The organism is Erwinia sp. JH02 (genome assembly GCF_013074405.1).
Classification (GTDB): Bacteria; Pseudomonadota; Gammaproteobacteria; order Enterobacterales; family Enterobacteriaceae; genus Erwinia; species Erwinia rhapontici.
Map to the genome: position 1 here is coordinate 1 of NZ_JABANZ010000019.1, position 24153 is coordinate 24153.

Below are 24153 nucleotides of genomic sequence, written 5' to 3' on the forward strand. Positions count from 1 at the left end.
CTCCGTCGGTGAACGGCGCTTGCGAAGGTATCCACGCAGTGGACGCAGCGCCAGCCGCAAGCCCGGGTCCCCAGGGTGGGGGCGACTGCCCACCCTGGGTCGCTCAGCCCGCGCAGCGGGAAAGCGAAACGCCCTTGACGTTGACCTGGACCTGGACCTGGACCTGGACCTGAACCTGGACCTGAACCTGGACCATCGTGCAGACCAGCGTCACTGGTCGCCCCTCTGTTCCCGTTTCATCCGCTGACAATCAGAACCAGGCTTCCCACATCGCACCGACGTTAAAGGAGTCGAGCTGCGTATTATCATCGTTGCCGTTGATACGTGCGGTACGCTTGTTATCCACTTCGCCCCCCGTGACGTAGAAGCGCAGCATCGGACGGAACTCCGGCCCCATATCAATGGAGACGTTCTGCGACAGCGTCAGCTTCCAGCCGTGGTTATCGCCGCCCTGATCGTAATCAACACGCTGATAACCCGCTTCCAGCCAGGTGGAGTGCACATCGTTCCACCAGTACATCGGGCGCACGATTGCCCCGTAGTTGCGGCGATCATCCGTGTTATCCGCTTTATTCGCGTAGTCGTGGAAGGCCAGCAGATACTCCACCTGCGCCTGCTGCGTGAACTTGTAGTTCCCTTCAAAGCTGGCATAGATCGCCGTCAGCTCGTCGGTTTTATTAAACACGCTGTTATCGGCGTTGTTGGAGTAACGGGTGATCACTTTGTTCACGCCGTTTTCGCCTGTGTGGCTCAGAACCACACCGCCCTGCCAGGCTTTCAGACGCTCTTCACTTTCCACCGCCTTGGAATCAAAGCCGTAGTTGGCGTACAACTCCAGATCCAGCGGGCCGACCTTCATGCCGTGGATTTTGGAGGTCACCGCATAGTTGCCTTTGTCGCCGGTGCCCGAGCCGCCGGTACAGCTGATGCGTGACGGGTTGCCATCTTCGTCCATCACTTCAGGATTACAGGACTCTACAGCGGCCACTGTCGCCACATCAAACTTCACGCCGCCGAGTTCGAAGTTTTTCACCCCCGCACCCTGCCCATCATGGTTCATCCAGAAGTAGTCGTTAATCCCCTGCTGTGGACGCTGGTGGAAATCACGTCCGGCCCACAGATACGCATTGGGGTTCGACTCGAACAGATTCGTGACGCCCGCGTAGGCTTTTTTGAGGTTAACCTCATCGCCCCAGTGATCGATCATCACGTTAACGTCCCAGATTGCGCCGTTATCGCCTTTAAAGGCTTTGGAAAGCTGGAACTCACCGCCGTTGCCTTCATTGCCCAGACGGCCTATCGCAGAAGAACCATTATAGGAACCGTCGACGCCGACAAACTTCTGGTCACCCCCCTGGAACTGTGCACCGTAGCGAGCGTAGCCCGTGAACTGCACGCCAAACGGAATTGCCTTGTCAGGCGACTGTGCCGTAGTTTGTGGCTCAGTGATCACATCCGCTTTTTTAGCCATGGCACTGTCGGCTTTGGCCTGACGTTCTGCCAGGGCTTTATCGACGGCAGTGTCTATTTTGACCTGACGTTCGGCTAACGCTTTATCTACGGCTCGCGCCACGATGGCGTCGATTTGTGCCTGAGTAAATTCCTGTGCAACGACGGATCCAGAACAAAGGGCTGCCATGACCGCCAGCGTCACGGGCAATTTTTTAAATATTTTCATAATTATCTCAATATTACCCAGCCGTGGTCTTTGCGCGTTACAATGCCGCGCAAAGACGTGTGCGTGAGCGATGTTATTTTGGATAATAACTGTCTTGTTATGGTTTAAATAATACCAACCCCACTACCATAACCAGCAGTTTATTGATAACACACAGAGGTAAAGACGGATTAATATATTCTGGTAATTAATTTCCTCACTGAATGTTTGATTCTATCGCTGATAGAGATGGATAATTTCTTCGGATAATTCACGGGCCAGTAAGGAGGTCATCAGATGATCCTGCGCATGCACCATAATCAAGGTCATCGGCTGCCGGGCTTCTCCGGCATCCTGCTCGATCAGTTTGGTTTGCATCTGATGGGCCTGCCGCGAAAAGCCATCCGCTTCCTGCAACAGGGCTTTCGCCCGGGTAATATCACCACCACGCGCGGCATGCAGGGCTTCAAAGCACAGGCTGCGCGACTGTCCAGCATTGACGATGATCTCCATCACTGCCTCTTCTAAATCAATCATCATTATCCCCTTCTTCATTAAATCCATGACGGGCGGCGGTGCGGGCAAACCACTCTCCGCTTTTCTTCACCGTGCGCTGCTGCGTCGCTAAATCGAGCTGTACGAAGCCGTAGCGATTTTTATAACCGTTGCACCATGACCAGTTATCAATAAAGGTCCACATGTGGTAACCGAGGCAATGACTCCCTTCACTGATGCCTTTATGCAGCCACTTCAGATGCTCAGATACAAATTCAATGCGGTAGTGGTCATTAATCTGGCCGTCATCAACAAATCGTTGTTCATTTTCCACGCCCATGCCGTTCTCGGAAATAAAGCAGCGCGGGTTACCATAATTCACACGTAAATTAGTCAGAATATCGTAAATACCCGGCTCATAGATTTCCCAGCCGCGATACGGATTCATTTTACGACCGGGCATCTCGTAATTATCAAATAACCACTCTGGCATAAATGGCGATTGCAGATTCACGGCGCTGTCCCGGCACTTGACGCGGCGCGGCTGGTAATAGTTAATCCCCAACAGGTCGATCTTACCGTCAGCGATTAACGCCCGGTCCCCCGGCTGGCAAGCCGGAAGCTGATCGTAGCTTTGCAGCAGGACCATCAGATCGGCCGGATACTCGCCGCGCAACACCGGGTCAAGGAAGCTGCGGTTAAACAGCAGGTCGGCATGGTGGGCCGCTTTCACATCCGCCGGGTTCTGCGAGCGTGGATAGGACGGCGTCAGATTCAGCACAATGCCAATTTCCCCCGGGTACTGCCCGGCACGAAATGCACGCACTGCCTGCGCATGGGCCAGCACCGTGTGGTATGCAGCGGTCGCTGCCCGCTTAAAGTCCACTACGTTCGGGTAATGGAAGTCGTAAAGATATCCCCCTTCCACCGGGACAATCGGCTCGTTGAAGGTGAACCAGTGCAGCACGCGGTCACCGAACAACTCAAAGCAGAGGTTCGCATAGCGACTGAAAGCCGCCACCACGTCCCGGCTTTCCCAGCCACCCTGCTGCTGCATCGCCATCGGCATATCAAAATGGAACAGGGTGATAAATGGCTGGATCCCCTGCGCCAGCAGTTCATCAATCACGTTGTTATAGAACGCCACCGCTTCCAGGTTAACCTCTCCCGTGCCGTCCGGTATCAGACGGGACCAGCTCAATGAGGTACGGAAACTGTTGTGGTTGAGCTGCTTCAGCAGGGCAATATCGTCACGCCAGTGCTGGTAAAAGGTCGAGGTATCCTGCGGCCCCACCTGCTGGTGAAAACGCGTTGGCTGTTGGCGGTACCAGGCATCCCAGGTGGTTTCCCCACGAGCGGGCTGGCTTTCCCCTTCGGTTTGCAGCGCAGAGCTGGCGCTGCCCCACCAGAAGTCTTTGGGAAATTGATATTTCATCGTTGTGTTCTCCATGATGTTCAGTTGCTGCTGACGGTGCCGCTTAACGGTGCGCTGGCCTGGGCTTTCTGCTCTTCGGTTTTCATTAACGAGCGCTCATAGGCGCGCAGGAATGGCAGGTACATCAGGGCCGACATCACCATACAAATCAGACACATCACTACCGGACTGAACGCCCAGTTAGCTGCCCAGGAAGCCCCGATTGGCGCGGGAGTGGTCCACGGCGTCAGCGACACCACCTGCGCCAGCCAGCCCAGTTTGGTCGCGCCATACGCCAGGCAGGCGTTGATCATCGGCACGCAGATAAACGGGATGAACAGCATCGGATTCATAATGATCGGTGCACCGAACAGGATAGGTTCATTGATATTGAAGAAGCTGGGCACCACGCCCATTTTGCCGATGGTACGCAGATGAGTCACGCGGCTGCGCAACAGCAGGAAAGCCAGAGGCAGTGTTGAACCCACACCGCCGATCAGCAGGTAGTGATCCCAGAAGCCCTGTAAATAGATATGCGGTAACGCCGCTCCGGCGGCCAGCGCAGCCTGGTTGGCCGACAGGTTCGCCATCCAGAACGGGTTCATAATCCCGGTCACAATCAGGGCACCGTGGATACCGGCGAACCAGAAAATCTGGCACAGCAGCACCGACAGCAGGATCGCAGGCAGTGAATCCGATGCCGACACCAGCGGCTCCAGCAGGTGCATAATCGCCTGCGGCATAATCATGCCGGTTTGCGCTTCAATAAACAGATTCAGCGGATGCAGCGTGCCCATCACCACCACCACCGGGATCAGGATTTCAAAGGAGCGCGCCACCCCGGTGGGTACTTCTTTTGGCAGGCGAATGGTAATGTTGTTCTGCTTCAGCCAGGCATAGACGCGCGTCGAGTAGATCGCGGTGATCAACGCGGTGAAAATACCCTGCCCGGAGAGATACTGCGTGGAGATATGACCATCCGCATAAGGGGCCGCCACCAGCAGAAATGCCATAAACGCCAGCAGACCGGACATCACCGGGTCAAGATTAAACTGCCGCCCAAGGCTGGCACCAATCCCGACAGAGATGAAGAAGGTCATCACCCCCATGCTCAGGTTAAACGGCAGCATCAGCTGTTCACGGTAGGTCAGTGAAAAATCCAGCCAGCCACGCGCAAAGCTGTTGGTGGTATCCGCCGAAAAGGGCGGGAAGATAAACACCAGCATAAACGAGCCGATGATCATAAACGGCAGCGCGGCAGTGAAGCCATCGCGGATGGCGATAACGTATTTTTGCTGACCCAGACGCCCCGCCAGCGGGGTGATGGATTGCTCGATAACGGCAATCATTGACTGATATAGCGAACTCATATGAACACCCTTTAGTTTGCTGCGTTAATCAACGACAGCGCGAAGTCCAGCACCTTGTCACCGCGCTGCATGCCGTAATCCATCGGATCGATGGGTTGAACCGGAATACCCTGCGTGGCAGCCTTTTCTGACAGTGTTTTCAGCATATATTTAACCTGTGGCCCCAGCAGCACCACCTGATAACGGGGAAACTGGGTATCGAACTCTGCGACGCCATACGCCTCAATGTCCACCTCCAGCCCTCTTTCATTGGCGGCCTCCACCATTTTTCTCACCAGCATACTGGTGGACATCCCGGCAGAGCAGCACAGCATAATCCTGACCATAATCCGTTATCCTCGAAATGTAATAGAACGTAAATGTGGAAACGATTGGACACCATACGGAAACCGTTTTCCATTTAAGGAAAACAAAAATGTGATACTCATCATAAACGCAGGTGTTAAAGGGTTTTTTCCTGGATTCCCATCACAAAAATGCGGTCGATATGGACAGTTTTGAGGTGATATGGAAAATCGGTTTCCATGAAAATGCAAAGCCGCTATACTGGCAGTGGCGATATTTTGCGCCATTCTTGCGGTATTTTTTGCAGGCTGTTACCGGGTGTCAGGGGAGAAAAATGTCAACAATCAACGATGTATCGCGTTTAGCTGGGGTGTCTAAAGCCACAGTATCACGGGTGTTGAGCGGATCGCGCGGAGTGAAAGAAGCCAGTCGCCTTGCGGTGCTGAAAGCAGCCGAAGAACTCAGCTACCGGCCAAATGTTATCGCGCAGTCACTACTGTCGCAGTCGACGGGCTGCATTGGCGTGATCTGCGCACAGGAGAATATTAACCAGACCACCGGTTATCTCTATGCACTGGAAAAACACCTCAGCCAGCATCAAAAGCATCTGCTGCTGCGTTTCGCCAACAGCAAAACGGGCGTGATGAATGCGCTGGATGAACTCTCCTGCGGCCTCTGTGATGATGTATTGATTATCGGCGCACGTTTCCCGCTGAATATTACGGATGACAACGTCATCCTGATTGACTGTGTCGCTGCCGACACACCAAACAGCATCCAGTTTGACCATGCGTTTGCCGCAGAGACCGCCTGTAATTATCTGATCAGCCAGGGCCGCCGTCAGATTGCCCTGATCCATCCGGAGGCCAGCGGTCATACCGATCAGGTGCTGCTGGGCTATAAGCTGGCGCTGGAAAACAACTTTTTGCCGTTTAACCGCAATCTGGTGTTTATGGATTCCACCACCTCGTCCGTTGCGGTACAGGTGCTGCTGAATAACGCCACTACCGTTAATTTCAACGCCCTGCTGGTGGCTGACGAGCAGGAAGCACAGCGGGTGATCGGCCAGCTGCAGGCGTTTAATAAAACCGTACCGGGTGACATTATGATCTTCAGCCTTGCCGGTTCGCTGGATCTGCCGGGCATTCCGTCCATTCCTTCGATTGAATACTCCATGGATGCGATGGCAGCACGTATCGTCAGCTGGCTGACAGAGAAAACCCGCGACATGCTGGGTGCATGCGTGCTACGCGGGGATTTGATTATTCCTGATAGCCGCAAACGCTAAGAAATAAACAGCCTGTTTGCGAGAAAGAACGCTGATACCTTGCAATATAAATGTAAAAAAATGTAAAACTCCATTTACATAAAGTTAATTCCACTGACAAAAGTACCCTGTCTGCCAGCAAAACATCAGAAAACGCGTTATTTCATCAGAAATAACGCGCATCAATCTTATAATCAGCCCCCTTATTAACATTAAAAAAACTTTAAAATCAACACACTAAACCCCATCACTGCCCAATAAAAGTCATTTTTAATGAAACCGCTCTCACTGCCGATAAAATCCTGCAGGCACGTGTTTTACCTCCGGAAGCAGAATTATTTCAATAACACTAATTATGTTTAATAAAGGACTTAATATGATTATTTTAAAATTTAACGACTTTTCAATAGGTAAGAAACTTTTTTCAGGATTTATTCTTTTAATCTGCATTATTATCGGTATATCAGGTTACGGTATTTACGCGTTAAAAACGATAGAACATAACTCAATAAAAACAACGCTGACCAATGATATTGGCAACCAGCTGGATGCCGCCCGGCAAAACCGTTTGATTTACATGCATACGGGTGATGATGAGAAAATGAAAGCGAACGGCGATGCCATTAAATCGATGCAAACGCTGATTAAGGATGCCAGTCAGTTCACCTGGCGCGGAGAAGCTCAAAAGCAGTTTGAACAGCTCAGCGCCAATATTGAACGCTACAGTGAGTTACGAACTGACTATTACGATAAAAGCCGCCACAGTAATCAACTCGCTAAAAACCTGCTGCAACAAAGTGATAATCGCTTTCTCCCCAACCTGCAAGATGACTTAAAAAATACCGCATCGGATAGTGACTCTCTCGATAAAATTTTTGATTTACTCTTCGCGTTTTCCCTGCTCAGTGAGGCTGGCAACACACTGATCGCAAAGCATACTCCTGAAACCATATCGGACTTTGACGCATTATATCGCCGCACTGAATCGCTGTATAATGACAGCCTGGCACAATGGCCAGAGGCGACAAAAAACGTATTGACCCCGGTATGGATGCGCTACGAGGCTTTGAAAGCGAGTGCAGAAACGTATTTATCTGCCATCGCGAAAACACAACTATCTGCCGACAACATGGCCCAGGGTGCTAACGAACTGAACACCACTGCAGCCACATTAATTGAAATGCAGACGGAATATAACACCCAGGTAATTTCTCGCACGATCACCATTATCACCCTCCTTTCATTACTGGCTGTGTTTACCGGGCTGGTCACCGCTTGGGCGATCACGCGTAAAATCACACGACCTGTGAGTGAAAATCTTACCCTGGCACAGCGCATTTCCAGTGGCGATCTGACGGCTCAGATCACCGCCTCCTCCAAAGATGAATTGGGTGAGCTAACCCAAACAATGGGCGCGATGAATACCCGTTTATGCGACATGATCTCGGGCATACGTGAAAGCGTCAGTCACTTAGCCAGTGCCTCATCACAGATTGCCGCAGGGAATACGGATTTAGCGTCCAGAACGGAGCAACAGTCCGCCGCCGTGGTGGAAACCGCCTCCAGTATGGAGGAGCTCACCTCGACGGTACGCCTTAACGCCGATAATGCCTTGCAAGCCAGCAAGCTTGCTGCCAGCGCCAGCGCCGATGCCCGTAAAGGGGGTCAGATCGTCAGTGAGGTGGTCAGCACCATGAATGGCATCGCAGGTAGTTCAAAGAAAATCACTGAAATCATTAGCGTGATCAACGGTATTGCTTTCCAGACCAATATTCTGGCATTGAATGCCGCTGTCGAAGCCGCCAGGGCCGGTGAACAGGGGCGCGGTTTTGCCGTTGTTGCCGGTGAAGTCAGAACGCTGGCGCAACGCAGCGCAGATGCGGCGAAAGAGATAGAGTCGCTGATCAACGAGTCGGTAGCACGTATTGGGACAGGGACTGAACTGGTGAACAAAGCCGGTGACAGCATGGGAGATATCGTCAACTCCGTGAGCCATGTCAGCCAGATTATCGATGAAATCTCTAGTGCCTCTCACGAACAGCGTCAGGGCATTGAACAGATAGGGAAAGCCGTGACCGAGATGGACTCGACCACACAGCAAAATGCGACCCTGGTTCAGGAATCGTCTGCCGCCGCTATTTCGCTGGAGCAGCAGGCAAAGAAACTGAGTGAGATGGTCGCTATCTTTAAGATCAACACCAGCCGGGTGCATGAAGGCGTGTTTATTGTCGGATCCTCAAGCCATAACCCCCTTCCCCTCCGCGCACAAACGTCTAAAGCCCTTGAGGAAGAGTGGACCTCGTTTTAAACCGACTACGCCCCGGCGAGTGTGAATAAGATCATCGTTGTCAGGTTCCCCCGGATACCGGGAGAGCCTGACAGCACGTGCTACTCGCGCCAGCCAAGGCCGGGCGCCACATGCTTGAGGATTGCTTCAATAGTGTGCGCGCAGTAGTCCACACCCAACTGGTTCGGCACCGTGAGTAACAGGGTATCGGCTTCGGCAATCGCTTCGTCCTGCGCCAGTTGTTTAATCAACTGGTCCGGTTCTGCGGCGTAGCTGCGGCCAAAGATGGCGCGGGTTTTCTCATCGAGGTAACCCACTTTGTCCCCTTCTTTGCCGCTGTTGCCAAAGTACGCACGGTCCATATCATTCACCAGCGCAAAGATACTGCGGCTCACCGAAACACGCGGGGTGCGCGTATGTCCGGCGGCTTTCCACGCTTCCCGGTAGGCGCGGATCTGTTGCGCCTGCTGGATATGGAAAGGCTCACCGGTTTCATCATCTTTCAGCGTTGAGCTTTGCAGGTTCATCCCCAGTTTCGCCGCCCAGACGGCGGTAGCATTGGAACCGGCCCCCCACCAGATACGGTCACGCAGCCCTTCCGAGAACGGCTCCACGCGCAGCATCCCTGGCGGGTTCGGGAACATCGGCTGCGGGTTTGGTTTGGCAAAGCCTTCGCCACGCAGCACATCCAGCAGCACTTCGGTGTGATGACGCGCCATATCCGACTCGTTTTCCCCTTCCGCAGGCTGATAGCCAAAATAGCGCCAACCGTCGATCACCTGCTCAGGAGAACCCCGGCTGATGCCCAGCTGCAAACGCCCACCGGAGATCAGGTCGGCAGAGCCGGCATCTTCTGCCATATACATCGGATTCTCGTAACGCATATCGATCACCCCGGTGCCGATCTCAATACGGCGTGTTTTCGCGCCGATGGCGGCCAGCAGCGGGAACGGCGAGCTTAACTGGCGGGCAAAGTGATGCACGCGAAAATAAGCACCGTCCGCACCGAGTTCTTCAGCGGCGACCGCGAGATCAATCGACTGCAACAGCGCATCGGCCGCCGAACGGGTGCCGGACTGCGGCGAAGGGGTCCAGTGGCCGAACGACAGAAATCCAATACTTTTCATGGGGGTATCCTGTGGGGTGAAACAAATGACGATTGATTAGCAGTATATACCCAAAATAATTCGAGGTGCAGCCAACGCATCTGCGGCTCGAAGTCTGACGGGTGGATTGTAATGAAAAATGAAATCCCGTATAAAAGAGCCCTCCGAGGGGTGTCCTGTATGGGCTGAGATGGCGTAACAAGCCGAACCCTTTGAACCTGATCTGGGTCATGCCAGCGAAGGGACGGGTTGGCAGTTACCTCTGCCCTGTTCACACCTCCGCGTGCCCGGATCTCCACTTAAATGAGGGGATTCAGTGTCTAAAACTATTCAGCCTGTTGATTTCAGCCAGGGTCTGTACGGACGTTTACGCCAGCAGGCCGGTAACGACTGGCAGGACTATGTGGCGCACCCGTTTATTCACCAACTCTCACGCGGCACGCTGCCCGAGATCGCTTTTCGTCGTTATCTGACGCAGGACTATCTTTTTCTGATTCACTTTGCCCGTGCCTGGGCGCTGCTGGTCAGCAAACTGCGCACGCTGCCGGAAATGCGCGCGGCGACGGCTTCGCTGAACGCCATTGTGGCTGAGCTGCCGCTGCACGTTGGCTACTGCGAAAGCTGGGGGCTGAGCGAAGCGCAAATCATGCGCGAACCGGAAGCGGCGGAAACCATGAACTACACCCGCTACGTGCTGGATATCGGTCACTCGGGTGATGCGCTGGATCTGCTGGTGGCGCTGCTGCCCTGTGTGGCGGGCTACGCCGAGATTGGCCTGCGCCTGCTGAACGCCCCGGAGACGGTTTTACAAGGCAGCCCTTATGCCTCCTGGATCCGCAACTATGGTGATGCAGACTATCTGAACGGCGTTCGTGCCGCCCTCGGTTTACTGGAAACGGTCGGTGAGCAGCGCGGGGCCGAAAGCCGCTTCACCGCCCTGTCTGAGATTTTCACCACCGCCACGCGCCTCGAGTCGGCATTCTGGCAGATGGGACTGAATGCGGTGCACCGGACATGAACCCACCCGGCATTGAGGTGCGCGATCTGACGCTGTGCTTCGGCCCGCGTCAGATTTTCGACCGTCTCAGTTTTACCCTCCCGCCGGGGCGATTTGTTGCCCTGCTGGGGGCCAGCGGCAGCGGCAAGACCAGCCTGCTGAAGATTATCGCCGGGCTGGCGAAGCCCACCTCCGGCACCGTCTGCGGTAGCGATGGCCTGCCGTTGCCCGGGCGTATTGCTTATATGGGGCAGAAAGATCTGCTTTATCCCTGGCTGTCGATCAGCGACAACATCACACTGGGTGCGCGTCTGCGCGGCGAAAACGTGGATGCCGCCTGGGCTGCCCATCTGCTGGAACGCGTCGGACTGCACGGACACGGCAACGACCTCCCTGCGGCGCTCTCCGGCGGCATGCGCCAGCGGGCGGCGATTGCCCGTACGCTGTATGAAAGACGCCCCGTTGTCCTGATGGATGAGCCGTTCTCCGCGCTGGATACGCTGACGCGGGCCAAAATCCAGACGCTGGCCGCTGAACTGCTGGCCGACCACACCGTATTGCTGATTACCCATGACCCGATGGAAGCCTGCCGTCTGAGTCACCACCTGCTGGTGTTGTCTGGTTATCCTGCCGGGATCGACGACACTCACACCATTGGTGGCCAGCCGCCCCGTGCGCCGGATGATGCTGACGTGCTGAAAAGCCAGGCCGAACTGTTGCAGCAGTTGCTGAGGGCCGCAGAATGAGCGGAAAAATCGCCACCAGCGCACGTGGCGTCATGATTTTTACCGGGCTGCTGCTGCTGTGGTGGCTGGCCACACTGAGTGATATTCCCGCCTTTTTGCTGCCGTCGCCCGCCGCTGTTGCCCGCGCGCTGTGGGATGGCCGCGCTTTCCTCGCGTATCACAGCCTGGTTACGGCCTCAGAAGTCCTGATCGGGCTGGTGCTGGGCGTACTGCTGGGGTCGCTGCTGGCGATCGGCATGATCTTCTCCCCCCGCCTGCAACGCTGGCTGATGCCCGTGGTGCTGACCAGCCAGGCCATTCCGGTGTTTGCCCTCGCGCCACTGCTGGTGCTGTGGTTTGGCTTTGGCATCAGCGCCAAAGTGGCGATGGCGGTGCTGGTGATCTTCTTCCCGGTGACCTCTGCTTTCTTTGACGGGCTGAGGCGGGTTAATCAGGACTATCTGGACCTTGCCCGCACCCTGGGTGCCTCACGCTGGGCGCAGCTGCGCCATGTCCGGCTGATGGCGGCGCTGCCTGCTTTTGGCTCCGGCCTGCGCATGGCGGCTGCCGTGGCACCGATTGGCGCAATTATCGGCGAATGGGTGGGTTCGGCCGAAGGGCTGGGTTACGTAATGCTGAATGCCAATGCGCGCATGCAAACCGATCAGTGCTTTGCCGCGTTGTTTATCCTGGTGCTGATGACCGTCTTACTCTGGATGGCGGTCGATGCCCTGCTCCATCGCCTGATCAACTGGGCCCCCGAATAATGCTGATTCCCCTTAAATCTGAAAGGAACACAGAATGATGATGAAAACCTGCGCTGCCCTGCTGTTAAGCGGTGCCTGCTCCACAGGCGTCATGGCCAACGAGAAACTGACGCTGGTGCTCGACTGGTATATCAACCCGGACCACGCACCGATTATGGTTGCCGATCAGATCGGGGCATTTAAGGCGGAAGGGCTGGACGTGAAGATTGTCCCCCCGTCCGATCCTTCCCTGCCACCGCGCCTGGTCGCAGCGAAACAGGCGGATCTCGCCATTACTTATCAGCCGCAGCTGCACTTTTTCGCCGATGAAGGCCTGCCGCTGGTGCGCGTGGGCACGCTGATCAATACCCCGCTGAACACGGTGATGACGCTCGATAAAAGCATCACCTCACCGGCAAAACTGAAAGGGAAAACGGTGGGTTATTCCGTGAGCGGTATTGAACAGGCAACGCTGACCACCATGCTGAAGCAGGAGCGCGCCAGCCTGAAGGAGATTAAGCTGGTCAACGTTAACTTCCAGCTGACCAGCGCCCTGCTGGCCGGGCAGGTGGATGCGGTGATTGGAGGTTACCGCAATATTGAAGCGCAAGAGCTGAAGCTACAGGGCAAAGATCCGGTGGTATTTAACGTTGAGGATTACGGCGTTCCGGCCTATGACGAGCTGGTGATTGTGGCGAATCGCGATAGCGTCAATGAACCGAAGGTGAAGAAATTCCTCGCGGCGCTGAAGAAAGGCAACGACTATTTACAGGCCCACCCGGAAGAGAGCTGGCAGGTGTTCGCCAAAGCGCACCCGGAGCTGAATACCGAGCTGAACCATGTGGCGTGGCAGAAAACCCTGCCGCTGTTTGCCAGAGACCCGGCGGCACTGGACGTGAAACGGTATGACGCTTACGAACAGTTTTTGTTGAAGAATAAGCTGATTAAGAAGATCACGCCCGTTGCGCAGTATGCAGTTGAGTTGCGCTAATCGACTAAAACCCTGACGCACCCCCTCAACAGGGTTCGACCGGTAAAAGGTCGAACCCTTCGCAGGCATTAATCTGTCATGATGGACCTTCAGTTCCGGGTCGCCAGTTCCAGCCAATCTGCGCAAATCACCGCTCGCCAAAGATAATGATAACCATTACCATAAACCAGCGATTACCTACCCGGAGCCAACATGAACGCAACGTCCCCTGAACGCATCACCACTGACTGCTGTATCGTAGGCGGCGGCCCGGCCGGACTGATGCTGGGTTATCTGCTGGCGCGCGCAGGCGTGCAGGTGACCGTGATCGAAAAACACGGCGATTTTTTGCGCGACTTCCGGGGTGACACGATTCATCCCTCCACGCTGCAAATCATGCATCACCTGGGCCTGCTGGATGAGTTACTCAGCCTGCCTCATCAGCGTGCCCCGCGTTTACAGGCAGAAGTAGGGGGTGAAGAGGTCACGCTGGCCGATTTTTCCCGCCTGCCGGTAAAATGCCGCTTTATTGCGTTTATGCCACAGTGGGACTTCCTCAATTTTCTGGCGGCGAAAGCGTCTGCCCTGCCCGCGTTTACCCTGCGCCAGTCCACCGCATTCAGCGAATTACTGTATGACAATGGCAGCGTATGCGGCGTGCGCGCCAGCAACAGCAGCGGCACCTGCGACATCCACGCACAGCTGGTGATCGGCTGTGACGGACGGCATTCGCAGGTCCGGCAGCAGGCCGGGCTGACCGGGCGCTCGTTTGGATCGCCGCGCGATGTGCTGTGGTTCCCGCTGGATAAACGCGATGAGGACCCGGAATGGAATATGGGCCACAAGGGACCCAAACAAAACTTTATCATGCTCGATCGCGGCAGTTTCTGGCAGTGCGGCTACTCCATTACCAAAGGTGAGTTCGGGCCAATGAAGGCCGCAGGAATCGAGGCGTTTAAACAGCAGGTTGCCGCCGTGGCGCCCTTTCCGGCCGCCAGACTGGCAGAGATGACCGACTGGCAGCAGGTCAGGCTACTCGATATCCGCATCGACAGACTGGATGCGTGGATGAAGCCCGGCGTGCTGTGCATCGGGGATGCCGCCCATGCGATGTCGCCTATCGGCGGCGTTGGCGTCAACCTCGCGATCCAGGATGCCGTTGCCTGCGCCAACATTTTGACGCCCGCGTTACGCCAGGGGAAAGTCAGCCTGCGCCTGCTGCAAAAAGTGCAAAAACGCCGCCATTTCCCAACCTGCGCCACGCAATTTATCCAGATAAAAATGAGCGGAAAAAAACGCAAAGAGGGCGAATCCAGCCCGCTGCCGCGTATCATCAAGCGCTTTCCTTTCCTGCCTTATGTTTTCGGCTGGATCATCGGGCTGGGTTTTCGTCGTGAGAAGCCGCGCCGCTTTAAAACGCCATCCTGACAAATCCCGTCACGATTTTCGGGTGCGCCGTTTACATTCTGTTTAACTTTCGTTTACTCTCCGGCCAATAATAATGATAACAATTATCGTTTATTAACTGGCCGGGAAATTTGTACCATGACAACGCTGAAAACCTTACCCGCTCTGCTGTTGGCGACGCTGCCTTCACTGGCATTCGCCACCACTTACCCGCTGACCGTCACCGATATGGACGGGCAAAAAGTGGTCATCAACCATGAACCGCAGCGGGTGATCCTCCAGGACGGACGTGAAATCCTCAGCCTCGCCTTACTTGACCGTGACAACCCTTTCCAGCGTGTCGTCTCCTGGAATAACCTGATGAAAAAGCAGGATACCGGTAGCTGGAACCTGCTAAAAAAACGCTGGCCGGACGCGGAAAAAATCCTCGATATGGGCTTTTCTGACCAGGGTGAGGTCAACCTTGAAACGGTGATCGCCAAAAAACCAGACCTGATGATTGCCCAGCTGCGCGCCAAACCGGCGCTGAAACAGACCGGGGTACTGACTCAACTGAGTGCGCTGAATATCCCGGTGCTGTTTGTTGATGATGAGCTGCACCCGGTACAGAATACCGCGGCCAGCATTACCCTGCTGGGCAAGGTATTGAATAAGGAAGACAATGCCCGCGCCTACACCGATTTTTATACCCAGAAACTCAACGCCATTCAGGCCGCAGTCAAAAACGTATCACCTAAACCGAGCGTATTCGTTGAGCCGATTGCCGGGATAGGCGGCGGCGGTGAGTGCTGCTTCACCCACGGCCATAACGGCTGGGGCGCGCTGATAGAAGCTACCGGCGCGAAAAATATCGGTTCCGATCTGTTGCCCGGCACCAGCGGCACCATCGCGGTGGAAAAGGTCATCAACCTGAACCCGGATTACTACGTGATGAGTGGCTCGAAGCGCGGGGGTAAAACCAGCCCGGTGATCCCGCTGGGTTACAACACCGAGGTGAGCGAGATTAAGGCCAGCTTTGACAACCTGCGCAATCGTACCGGGGTGAAAGATATTCCGGCGGTAAAAGCAGGCAAAGTGGCGGCGGTGTATCACCACTTCTATAACCATCCGTACAACATTATCGGCATTGAGATGCTGGCGAAGGACTTCTACCCGCAGCAGTTCAGCCAGACGAATCCGACCGCTGACTATCACTACATTATCCGCACCTTTACTAAGCTGCCGGATGAGCCGATCAATATCGAATATCATCCGCAGTAAACTGCCTGCATTGAACTCGTCAATCGCGCTGAAATTCAGCGCGATTTTTTTATTTCAAAAAAAACAATTATTTGTACTTATTCGTGTACAGCTTTTCTTACGAGGTAGTCACTTGCCTGTCTGTTGTATTTAAACTACAGTTAAAATTATCAAGGATGAAATATCACCATTGACGAGGTAAAGATATGCACAGTAAAGCAATTGAACATGATACCGCCGTTATCGACATGCTCCGTGAGGATCCCGGATTCGCGCAGGTTTACCTGCAAACAGCACTGGAAGATATTTATGAAGACGGTGGCGTCGGTGCTTTTCTGACCGCCCTGCGCCACGTGGTCAATGCCCGTGGCGGCATCGGTGAAATTGCGGCTAAGTCCGGTCTGTCCCGTGAGCAACTTTACCGCACGCTTTCCGAAAAAGGGAACCCGACCATCAAAACACTCACGGCGATCACCCGCGCAGCAGATGTGCGTCTGTTTGCCAAAGCGGCGGGTCAGGCAAGTTAAGCAGGCCATCCTGGGCGGACATACTGCTGAATGCGGGGGTGAGCTGGATCACGCTGATGCCCCACAAAAATCGGTTTCTTTTCAAATTTTTTTTGTGTTAAGACAGTCAGGACACTCGATTTTTCATACACTCATGTATTCATCATTTCATCCGCAGATCACTGAGAAGAGAGCGGTTACTGAGTTTTATTACTGACCTGACAACTAATGGGTTGTTGGCGGAAGATAAGGGAAAAAGAATGCCAATGATATTCGGTGAGTTATCTGGTGCTCCATCATGGGTGCCTGCTGTATTGCTCGTCACGCTCTCATTTGCAGTGGGTTTCCTGGCCCGATTTATACTTTTAAGATTCATCCGATACTGGCAGAGTCGTGACAGAAAGCTCTTCAAATCACTTGAAAAGCATCTTCGTGGATCAATGTTTCTTTTCATCCCCTTACTGTTAATCAATGTAGGGGTTAATTATATTAATGTTAATCCGAACTCACTTTCTTTTATAAGTACAGTCATTAATATATTTATTATATTATCATTTTGCTCTATTTTAATCCGCTTGACTAATGTCGCGCAGGATATGCTTTTTATTCGCTATGACATTAACCTTTCAAATAATCTTCGCGCCCGTAAAATTCGCACGCAGATAATGTATGTCAAAAAGGTCGCTATCGTCTTACTGGTGCTATTCTGTCTTTCCCTGGTGTTACTGAGTATTCCTGGGGTTCGAAAATTCGGCACCACAATCCTGGCCGGTGCTGGGGTGGCGGGGATCATCATTGGTTTTGCCCTGCAGAAGTCGCTGGTTAACCTGTTTGCCGGCATTCAGATCGCCTTCACGCAACCGATAAAAATTGATGATGCCGTGGTGGTTGAAAATGAATGGGGATGGATTGAGGAGATCAACCTGACTTATGTGGTTGTGCGTATCTGGGACCTGCGCCGACTGGTTCTGCCCATTACCTACTTTACCGAAAACGCCTTCCAGAACTGGACGCGTAATAACGCACAAATATTAGGTTCTGTTTTTCTTTACCTTGATTATTCCATGCCATTAGATCCTCTGCGTAAATATTTTGAAAAAGTCCTCAGTGAAACAAAGCTCTGGGATCAACAGACTCAGGTGCTTCAGGTCACCGATACGACTGACAAAACCATGACGATCCGATTATTAATGACGGCACAGAATTCCCCCACGGCCTTTGATTTACGCTGCCACGTGCGGGAAAAGATGATTGAGTTTATTCAGCAGAATTATCCGCAAAGCCTTCCTCACGTGAGGGCCACACTGACCGATTCTGCTGTGCGATCCTCCGACGTTTCGTCTTAAATCGCCTCTTCTAAAAACGCAATAAATGCTCTTACCTTTGAATTCAGCGCCGAACGTTCGTTGACGCAGGCATAAATATTCATCGGTGAAGACGCGATGTCGCTCTCACCGCTGAGGCCTGAGCAGAATAAAGGGGTGAGTCGCCCCTTGTCGATTAACGGCTGGGCAATAAAGCTTGCCAGACGGGCAACCCCTCCGCCGCTTTCTGCTATTTTTGCAATGATATCAATATCATCGCTGACAAATTCGGGATTAAGTTTCGCGTTAACAGGTTGCCCATCGACGATAAATTGCCAGGGGAGAAAACGTCCGTCGGTGGGATAACGAAAAACCAGGCAGGCGTGCTGGCTAAGCTCTTCGGGAGTCCGGGGAGTGCCCGCACGCGCCAGATAAGCGGGGGCGGCGCAGAATATAAAGGGTAATGAGGCGATTTTTCTGGCAATCAGCTGATCGTTGAGCTGCGCCTCAATACGAATACTGACGTCGACGCCTTCCAGACGATGATCGACGTTACGATCGGTACTGATCAGTTCGATATCAATATCAGGGTAAGACGCTTTGAACGCAGGCATTAGTGGAGCAATGACGTACCGACCAAATGCAGCCGTCGTCGCGATACAAAGTGGGCCCTGCGGTTTGGTTTCAATGGCAGCAGCCTGCGAGGCGAGGTCAATATCATGAGGAATGTGACGTACTTTCTCGAAATAACGTTGACCACTTTCGGTTAAGGTCATGCTGCGGGTGGTGCGTGATAGCAGACGCACGCCCAGATGAGCCTCAAGCCGGGAAAGGCTCTGGCTCACCGCCGCCGGGCTCATTCCTTTGGCACGCGCCGCCGCGGCGATACTGCCGTTCTCCACCACGCGGATAAAATTACTCATCAGCCCCAACAGATCCATAGTGTTCCCAATGCCTCATTCGTCACTTTTACTTAATAATGATTAAAGCATAACGGCTCTACCGCCGTCCTGGTTAGCTTGTTAGGTTAGTGGCCGTTTCCCCCCTTTGATAAAACAGGATAACGTAATGACGAATGCTGTCGCCAGGAATACCCCACGCGTGCGCCTTCCAAAGCACACTTCACCCTACATCTTTGCGCTTTATATGGCGACCATCATGGCATTTATGATGAGCCTGGTCATCACGCTCGCGGAATTTGGCATGGGGCCACATTACATGGAAAGTGTGATGAATGCGTACAAGGTTGCCATGCCTGCTGCCTTTGTCTGCATACTCGTTGTGCGTCCGATTGTTATCCGGCTGGTCGGATTAACGGTTCACGGTCACTGAGCCCTTCCCTGTGCCCATATCCTCCTGCCAGATTAAGGCCCGGACACGACGCATCTCCGGGTGACTCAGCGCTACCGTCCTCATACAGGGGACGGGTTAGCGACACATCCGATTTTCAATGTATCAATGACCACTCTGAGCGCAGGTGACACATTGCGATGAGGATAATAAAGGAACGAACCTTCCATCCGCTGGCTATAAGGCCGTAAGGTTCTGATAAGCGTCCCTTGCTCCAAATCCTCAGCCACCAGTTCCTCAGGGACATACGCCAGTCCCAGCCCCAGCCTGGCTGCCTTTGCTTCCATATAGCTGTCAGAAAAGGCCCATTGTCCCTGTGGCCGGTGCGTGATCTTTTTATCGTCCTGATTAAGCTCCCACTGGTACAGACTGCCGTCGGCAAACTGGTAGGCAATGCAGGGATGCATCACTAAATCAGCCGGGGTTTGTGGAAAACCATAGCGACGAAAATGCTCGGGCGTGCCCACCACGACCATCTCCATATCCGGGGTAATACGTACCGCCACCATGCCACTGCCCACCTCCGGCCCGAGACGGACACCGGCATCGAATCTCTCAGCAATAATATCGACAAACCGGCTTTCACTGATCAGCTCAAGTTCGATATCCGGATAGCGTTGTTTAAAGACGGCCAGCTTCGGTAGCAGCACTTTATCAATAGCATGCTGGCTGGCATTGATGCGTACCGTACCCGAGGGGATACTCCGATAATATGCCAGTGTTGCAAGGCCCGTATCTAAAGCATCAAACCCGGATTCTACGGTCTGATAGAGCCGTTCCCCTGCCTGCGTCAATGATAATTTGCGCGTGGTTCGAACCAGAAGCTGTATCCCTAACCTCTCTTCAAGTTCGCGCACAGCGCGACTGATCCCTGATTGCGCCAGCCCAAGCCGACGCGCTGCGGCGGTAAAACTCCCCTCTCGCACGACCAGCATAAACAAGTAGAGATCATTATAGTTTTCCCGTTTCGCCATCAGTGTGTCCTCAGCGTATCTGGCCAAAGGTGCCGCCACGACCGCCTCTGAATTCATAACAAAATGATATTAATCTTAGCATTTTAGCCCGGCTAATCAGCACTATTTATGCCCATTATAATCAGCACATTGATATCACACACCGCAGCGTTGTCCGTATGAAACCTGTACCTGTCTCATGTTTTCAGGGGAGTTTTTAATGCGCGTTTTCACCCGTAAACTGACCGCCGCAATGCCAGCCCTACTGCTATGCGCATCAATATCAGGAACAACAACGATGAGTTATGCTGACACAGCCCATCCGAATGCCCCCGTTTCAATGGAAGAAAAATGGGATAAAACTTTCGCTCTCAGCAGTGAAGTTGATCATCGCAAAGTGTCATTCCAGAACCGGTATGGGCTGACGTTAGTCGCGGATCTTTACCTGCCCAAAAATCGAGGGGAACGCAAACTGGCTGCGATTGCCGTGAGTGGTCCCTTTGGCGCGGTGAAGGAACAATCCAGCGGCCTGTATGCGCAGACGCTGGCAGAACAGGGATTTGTGACACTGGCATTCGACCCCTCTTATACCGGCGAAAGCGGTGGCTACCCGCGTAATGTCGCCTCTCCGGATATCAACACCGAGGACTTTAGTGCCGCAGTTGATTTCCTTGGGTTACAAAAAGAGGTGGATCGCAACCGCATCGGTTTACTCGGCATCTGTGGCTGGGGGGGAATGGCGTTGAACGCGGCAGCCATGGATACACGCGTTAAAGCGGTTGCCACCAGCGTGATGTACGATATGAGCCGGGCGATGGGGCATGGCGTTGGCGAGGGCAAAGACCGTTATTCAACTGCCGATCGCCGCGCCGTTTTGCAGTATCTTAATGAGCAGCGCTGGAAGGATGCGGAAAACGGCACTATCGCACACGCCGGTCATGATATTTATGTGGATAAGAACGGTAGCGTAAGCACTTCAGCGCGTATTCTGCCGGAAGCGTTACCCGCAAATCCAAACCCGATACTCAAAGAATTTTTCGATTATTACCGGATGCCGCGCGGTTTCCATGAGCGTTCCGTGAACTCCACTGGCGCATGGACGGCGACAACGCCCTTATCCTTTATGAATATGCCGCTGTTGAGCTATGCAAAGGAAATCACGATCCCAACGTTGATCGTGACAGGTGAAAATGCACACTCGCGCTATTTTGCAGAGGATGCCTATAAAGCCGTTGGCAGTAACAAGAAAGAACTGGTGATTGTCCCTGGGGCCAACCATGTGGATTTATACGACAATGTCGCCGGTAAGATACCGTTTGTCCGTTTTGAACAGTTCTTCAAAACCAGCTTGAAATAAAAACCGTCCTCCTCAACCCGTCAAAGGCCACCCACATCGTGAAGGTGGCCTTGATGCTTGATCGTTATTCTGTGAATAGCGTCCGTCCCGGTTTGCCTTAACAGGGCCGGGGCGATCTTCAGAGATGCTGATAATGTCCACACTGAGTCTTAAAACACCACAACATGAAGAACCTGCACACTGGAACGGCGTTTTTGCCATGACCTTGTGCGTGTTTGTACTGATTGCATCAGAATTTATGCCGGTCAGTTTACTGACGCCTTTAGCCACAGACCTGGGCGTAACGGAGGGGCTGGCGGGCCTGGGAATTGCCATTTCCGGTGCGTTTGCGGTCCTGACCAGCCTGACACTGTCTGGCCTTGCCGGAAACGTTAATCGTAAGCATCTGATGCTGGGGATGACGGTTCTGATGGCAATATCGGGAGCCATTATCGGCCAGGCCTCCAGCTACCTGGTTTATATGGCAGGACGAGCCCTGATTGGTATCGCGATTGGTGGGTTCTGGTCAATGTCTGCGGCAACGGCTATTCGCCTTGTGCCAAAGCATCAGGTCGCCCGTGCGTTAGCCATTTTTAATGGCGGTAACGCGCTGGCGACTGTCGTGGCGGCGCCGCTTGGCAGCTATCTTGGGTCAAGCATTGGATGGCGCGGCGCTTTCCTGTGCCTGGTCCCAATCGCGGTTGTGACCTTCATCTGGCAGTGGGTTAGCCTGCCCAACATGGACAACAATAAAAGTGACGCATCGCGCGGATCGGTGTTTCGTCTTTTCAGGCACCCTATCGTGACAACGGGTTTACTGGCCTGCGGATTATTCTTTATGGGGCAGTTTGCGTTATTTACCTATGTGCGCCCCTTTCTGGAAACAGTAACCCGGGTCAATACGTCCAGTTTGTCACTGATTCTGCTCACCACCGGTTTCATGGGGGTGGTTGGCACGCTGGTCATCACCCCATTCCTGAACAAGCGGTTTTATCCGACGTTGATTGCCATCCCTTGCCTTATGGCCTCCATTGCCGTGGGGTTAATATTGACCGGACACGGCGTCTGGGCCGCTACGCTACTGTTAGGCTGCTGGGGGATGCTTGCCACTGCAGCGCCAACGGGGTGGTGGATATGGATCGCACGGACGCTGCCAGGGAATGAAGAAGCGGGAGGCGGGCTCATGGTTGCCGTCGTTCAGCTCTCTATAGCCCTGGGTTCAATGACTGGGGGGATGGTGTTTGACCACCTCGGCTGGCAGAGCGCTTTTGCACTGAGTGGCCTGTTACTGATTAGCGCAGCCGGGCTGACATTTTTCACTTCACGTCAAACACGCTGCGCACTTTAGATCGTCCAGCGTCTTAAATCGCCTCTTCTAAAAACGCAATAAATGCTCTTACCTTTGAATTCAGCGCCGATTGCCAGGGGAGAAAACGTCCATCGGTGGGATAACGAAAAACCAGGCAGGCGTGCTGGCTAAGCTCTTCGGGAGTCCGGGGAGTGCCCGCACGCGAAAGCATAAGTACGATGTCAACAGAATGAGACAAATCCGCCGCAGGCTCAGCCAACGTATTGCCCGCTGATTATCTTCCGCATGGTTCCAGTGTGTTGTTGAATGAGGTAGCGAACAGTGCTCTGGCAATAAGGGATTTCTGTGATAAAAAAGGTACCGGGCCGCGATGCCTGAAACCTGACGGAGTAGAAAATGAGAACGCAAAAGCGATGCATGGGTTACGTGGCGGTAGTGGTCGACGACTACGACCGTGCGATTGAGTATTACACGGATAAACTGGGCTTTACCCTCGTTGAAGATACGCCACAGCCAGGAAAGCGCTGGGTGGTGGTGACACCGAACCCGGAAAGCGACTGCAATATTCTGCTGGCCCGCGCCTCCAATGAACGACAGGAAGGCTTTATCGGTAACCAGTGTGGCGGCCGGGTTTTCCTGTTCCTGCAAACCGATGACTTCTGGCGCGACTACCACGCTATGAAGGCAAAAGGCGTGCATTTCTGCCAGGAACCGCGCGAGGAGGAGTACGGAACGGTGGTGGTGTTTGAAGATCTCTACGGCAACCGTTGGGATCTCTACCAGAATACCCAAGACTAAGTAAAATGGCTTAAACGGATTTAGATATGACTAACCTATTGATAATGTTGGTACTCACGACAGCAGTTGCAGGCTGTACTCCACTCACGCCTAAAGATTGTAAGAAGAATAGCGCCCTTGAATCTTGTACCTACAACCGTTCCGGGAAGGTATCAGATAAAGACATGTTTGGTGAGCAGGCCTCATCGATCAAAAAAGCCCTGGATGCAGCCTTAACCGATCCACATGCCTGGGAGGGTAAACGATGCAATGCGCATCTCGATTTCAATATCGATGGTACTTTGCAGAATTTCATCATTAAGGGGGGCGATGACGCTTATTGTCATGCTCTGGCAGAAGCGGCCAAACACGCTAAATTCCCGCCATTTAAAGATCAGCACATCTACGACATCATGGGTTCATCACGCTGGGATATGCATGGGCAGCCCTGAGCGGGGAGCGACGGGTGTTTGTGCTTATACGGTGTGCGCTGTATGACAGAGTTCGTGTTTTACACTTAGCTGCATGATCGCCACAGAAGAGGCGGCTTTGTGCCACAAGCGGTCCTTTAAAATTTAAGTCGAAACAGGATGCACATTCAACTTAATAAGTTAAAATAGCCTTACGTGGCAACGCCAATTTTATCTTTTGAC

23 protein-coding genes, 1 pseudogene and 1 riboswitch are annotated in these 24153 nt (G+C 53.5%); of the genes and pseudogenes, 15 read left to right on the forward strand and 9 right to left on the reverse strand.

Going from position 1 to position 24153, the window contains the following annotated elements; all coding sequences use genetic code 11:
- Positions 1-250 precede the first annotated feature (250 nt).
- The 5 genes from HHI26_RS24335 to HHI26_RS24355 form a co-directional block, all read right to left on the reverse strand.
- Positions 251-1678, reverse strand: coding sequence for a carbohydrate porin (locus HHI26_RS24335; protein WP_171149902.1), 1428 nt, complete (start codon positions 1676-1678; stop codon positions 251-253).
- Positions 1679-1891: 213 nt separating this feature from the next.
- Positions 1892-2194: a PTS lactose/cellobiose transporter subunit IIA gene (locus HHI26_RS24340; RefSeq protein ID WP_133843474.1), complete on the reverse strand. Its 303-nt coding sequence runs from the start codon at positions 2192-2194 to the stop codon at positions 1892-1894.
- Positions 2187-3587, reverse strand: coding sequence for a glycoside hydrolase family 1 protein (locus HHI26_RS24345; protein ID WP_167864437.1), 1401 nt, complete (start codon positions 3585-3587; stop codon positions 2187-2189). Before HHI26_RS24345 ends, HHI26_RS24340 begins: the two co-directional genes overlap by 8 nt.
- 20 nt (positions 3588-3607) lie before the next feature.
- On the reverse strand, positions 3608-4936 hold the full coding sequence (locus HHI26_RS24350; protein ID WP_133843045.1) for a PTS sugar transporter subunit IIC: 1329 nt from the start codon (positions 4934-4936) through the stop codon (positions 3608-3610).
- A gap of 11 nt (positions 4937-4947) precedes the next feature.
- Positions 4948-5262: a PTS sugar transporter subunit IIB gene (locus tag HHI26_RS24355; protein ID WP_133843043.1), complete on the reverse strand. Its 315-nt coding sequence runs from the start codon at positions 5260-5262 to the stop codon at positions 4948-4950.
- A 293-nt stretch (positions 5263-5555) separates the two neighbouring features.
- On the opposite strand from HHI26_RS24355, the gene HHI26_RS24360 reads away from it, so the two are divergent.
- Together HHI26_RS24360 and HHI26_RS24365 are read left to right on the forward strand one after the other, a co-directional pair.
- The gene (locus HHI26_RS24360) at positions 5556-6509 is read left to right on the forward strand and encodes a LacI family DNA-binding transcriptional regulator (protein WP_133843041.1); all 954 of its coding nucleotides are present in this window, start codon (positions 5556-5558) and stop codon (positions 6507-6509) included.
- A gap of 355 nt (positions 6510-6864) precedes the next feature.
- Entirely contained in the window at positions 6865-8796 is a 1932-nt protein-coding gene (locus HHI26_RS24365) for a methyl-accepting chemotaxis protein (RefSeq protein WP_171149903.1), read from the forward strand.
- A gap of 80 nt (positions 8797-8876) precedes the next feature.
- Here HHI26_RS24365 and HHI26_RS24370 read toward each other — a convergent pair whose 3' ends face one another.
- Complete coding sequence (locus tag HHI26_RS24370) at positions 8877-9902, reverse strand: LLM class flavin-dependent oxidoreductase (RefSeq protein ID WP_167864434.1); 1026 nt, start codon at positions 9900-9902, stop codon at positions 8877-8879.
- Positions 9903-10038: 136 nt separating this feature from the next.
- A riboswitch (TPP riboswitch) is annotated at positions 10039-10143 on the forward strand.
- A gap of 66 nt (positions 10144-10209) precedes the next feature.
- Here HHI26_RS24370 and HHI26_RS24375 point away from each other — a divergent pair.
- From HHI26_RS24375 to HHI26_RS24410, 8 genes are all read left to right on the forward strand, one after another.
- A complete protein-coding gene (locus HHI26_RS24375; protein ID WP_171149909.1) occupies positions 10210-10899 on the forward strand; it encodes a TenA family protein in 690 nt (229 codons plus the stop codon).
- Complete coding sequence (locus HHI26_RS24380) at positions 10896-11624, forward strand: ABC transporter ATP-binding protein (RefSeq protein ID WP_133843034.1); 729 nt, start codon at positions 10896-10898, stop codon at positions 11622-11624. Before HHI26_RS24375 ends, HHI26_RS24380 begins: the two co-directional genes overlap by 4 nt.
- A complete protein-coding gene (locus tag HHI26_RS24385; RefSeq protein ID WP_159337026.1) occupies positions 11621-12370 on the forward strand; it encodes an ABC transporter permease in 750 nt (249 codons plus the stop codon). The genes HHI26_RS24380 and HHI26_RS24385 overlap by 4 nt, the downstream gene beginning before the upstream one ends.
- A 34-nt stretch (positions 12371-12404) precedes the next feature.
- Positions 12405-13340, forward strand: coding sequence for an ABC transporter substrate-binding protein (locus tag HHI26_RS24390; protein ID WP_133843030.1), 936 nt, complete (start codon positions 12405-12407; stop codon positions 13338-13340).
- A gap of 192 nt (positions 13341-13532) precedes the next feature.
- Entirely contained in the window at positions 13533-14747 is a 1215-nt protein-coding gene (locus tag HHI26_RS24395; RefSeq protein WP_171149904.1) for an FAD-dependent oxidoreductase, read from the forward strand.
- A gap of 108 nt (positions 14748-14855) precedes the next feature.
- Positions 14856-15986: an ABC transporter substrate-binding protein gene (locus HHI26_RS24400; RefSeq protein WP_171149910.1), complete on the forward strand. Its 1131-nt coding sequence runs from the start codon at positions 14856-14858 to the stop codon at positions 15984-15986.
- A gap of 185 nt (positions 15987-16171) precedes the next feature.
- Positions 16172-16492 carry an addiction module antidote protein gene (locus tag HHI26_RS24405; RefSeq protein WP_238337045.1) on the forward strand — a complete coding sequence of 107 codons (321 nt, stop codon included), beginning with the start codon at positions 16172-16174 and terminating at the stop codon, positions 16490-16492.
- A gap of 239 nt (positions 16493-16731) precedes the next feature.
- Positions 16732-17817 (forward strand): mechanosensitive ion channel domain-containing protein, encoded by a 1086-nt coding sequence (locus HHI26_RS24410; protein ID WP_159337028.1) that lies wholly within the window; start codon positions 16732-16734, stop codon positions 17815-17817.
- Here the strand turns inward: HHI26_RS24410 and HHI26_RS24415 are convergent.
- Positions 17814-18716, reverse strand: a complete 903-nt coding sequence (locus HHI26_RS24415; RefSeq protein WP_171149905.1) for a LysR family transcriptional regulator — start codon at positions 18714-18716, stop codon at positions 17814-17816. The genes HHI26_RS24410 and HHI26_RS24415 overlap by 4 nt on opposite strands.
- A gap of 127 nt (positions 18717-18843) precedes the next feature.
- Here HHI26_RS24415 and HHI26_RS24420 point away from each other — a divergent pair, with 127 nt between their 5' ends.
- Positions 18844-19107: a DUF2798 domain-containing protein gene (locus tag HHI26_RS24420; RefSeq protein ID WP_133843014.1), complete on the forward strand. Its 264-nt coding sequence runs from the start codon at positions 18844-18846 to the stop codon at positions 19105-19107.
- Between the two features lie 80 nt (positions 19108-19187).
- Here HHI26_RS24420 and HHI26_RS24425 read toward each other — a convergent pair whose 3' ends face one another.
- Complete coding sequence (locus HHI26_RS24425; protein ID WP_171149906.1) at positions 19188-20099, reverse strand: LysR family transcriptional regulator; 912 nt, start codon at positions 20097-20099, stop codon at positions 19188-19190.
- Between the two features lie 199 nt (positions 20100-20298).
- On the opposite strand from HHI26_RS24425, the gene HHI26_RS24430 reads away from it, so the two are divergent.
- Together HHI26_RS24430 and HHI26_RS24435 are read left to right on the forward strand one after the other, a co-directional pair.
- The gene (locus HHI26_RS24430; protein ID WP_133843018.1) at positions 20299-21435 is read left to right on the forward strand and encodes an alpha/beta hydrolase; all 1137 of its coding nucleotides are present in this window, start codon (positions 20299-20301) and stop codon (positions 21433-21435) included.
- Positions 21436-21568: 133 nt separating this feature from the next.
- Positions 21569-22762, forward strand: a complete 1194-nt coding sequence (locus HHI26_RS24435) for an MFS transporter (protein WP_171149907.1) — start codon at positions 21569-21571, stop codon at positions 22760-22762.
- A 73-nt stretch (positions 22763-22835) separates the two neighbouring features.
- Here HHI26_RS24435 and HHI26_RS25710 read toward each other — a convergent pair.
- Positions 22836-22931, reverse strand: a pseudogene (locus HHI26_RS25710) (LysR family transcriptional regulator); the annotation flags it as partial.
- A 188-nt stretch (positions 22932-23119) separates the two neighbouring features.
- Here HHI26_RS25710 and HHI26_RS24440 point away from each other — a divergent pair.
- Together HHI26_RS24440 and HHI26_RS24445 are read left to right on the forward strand one after the other, a co-directional pair.
- Positions 23120-23521: a VOC family protein gene (locus tag HHI26_RS24440; protein ID WP_171149908.1), complete on the forward strand. Its 402-nt coding sequence runs from the start codon at positions 23120-23122 to the stop codon at positions 23519-23521.
- A 26-nt stretch (positions 23522-23547) separates the two neighbouring features.
- Complete coding sequence (locus HHI26_RS24445) at positions 23548-23952, forward strand: cell envelope integrity TolA C-terminal domain-containing protein (protein WP_159337035.1); 405 nt, start codon at positions 23548-23550, stop codon at positions 23950-23952.
- The last annotated feature ends 201 nt before the right edge of the window (positions 23953-24153 follow it).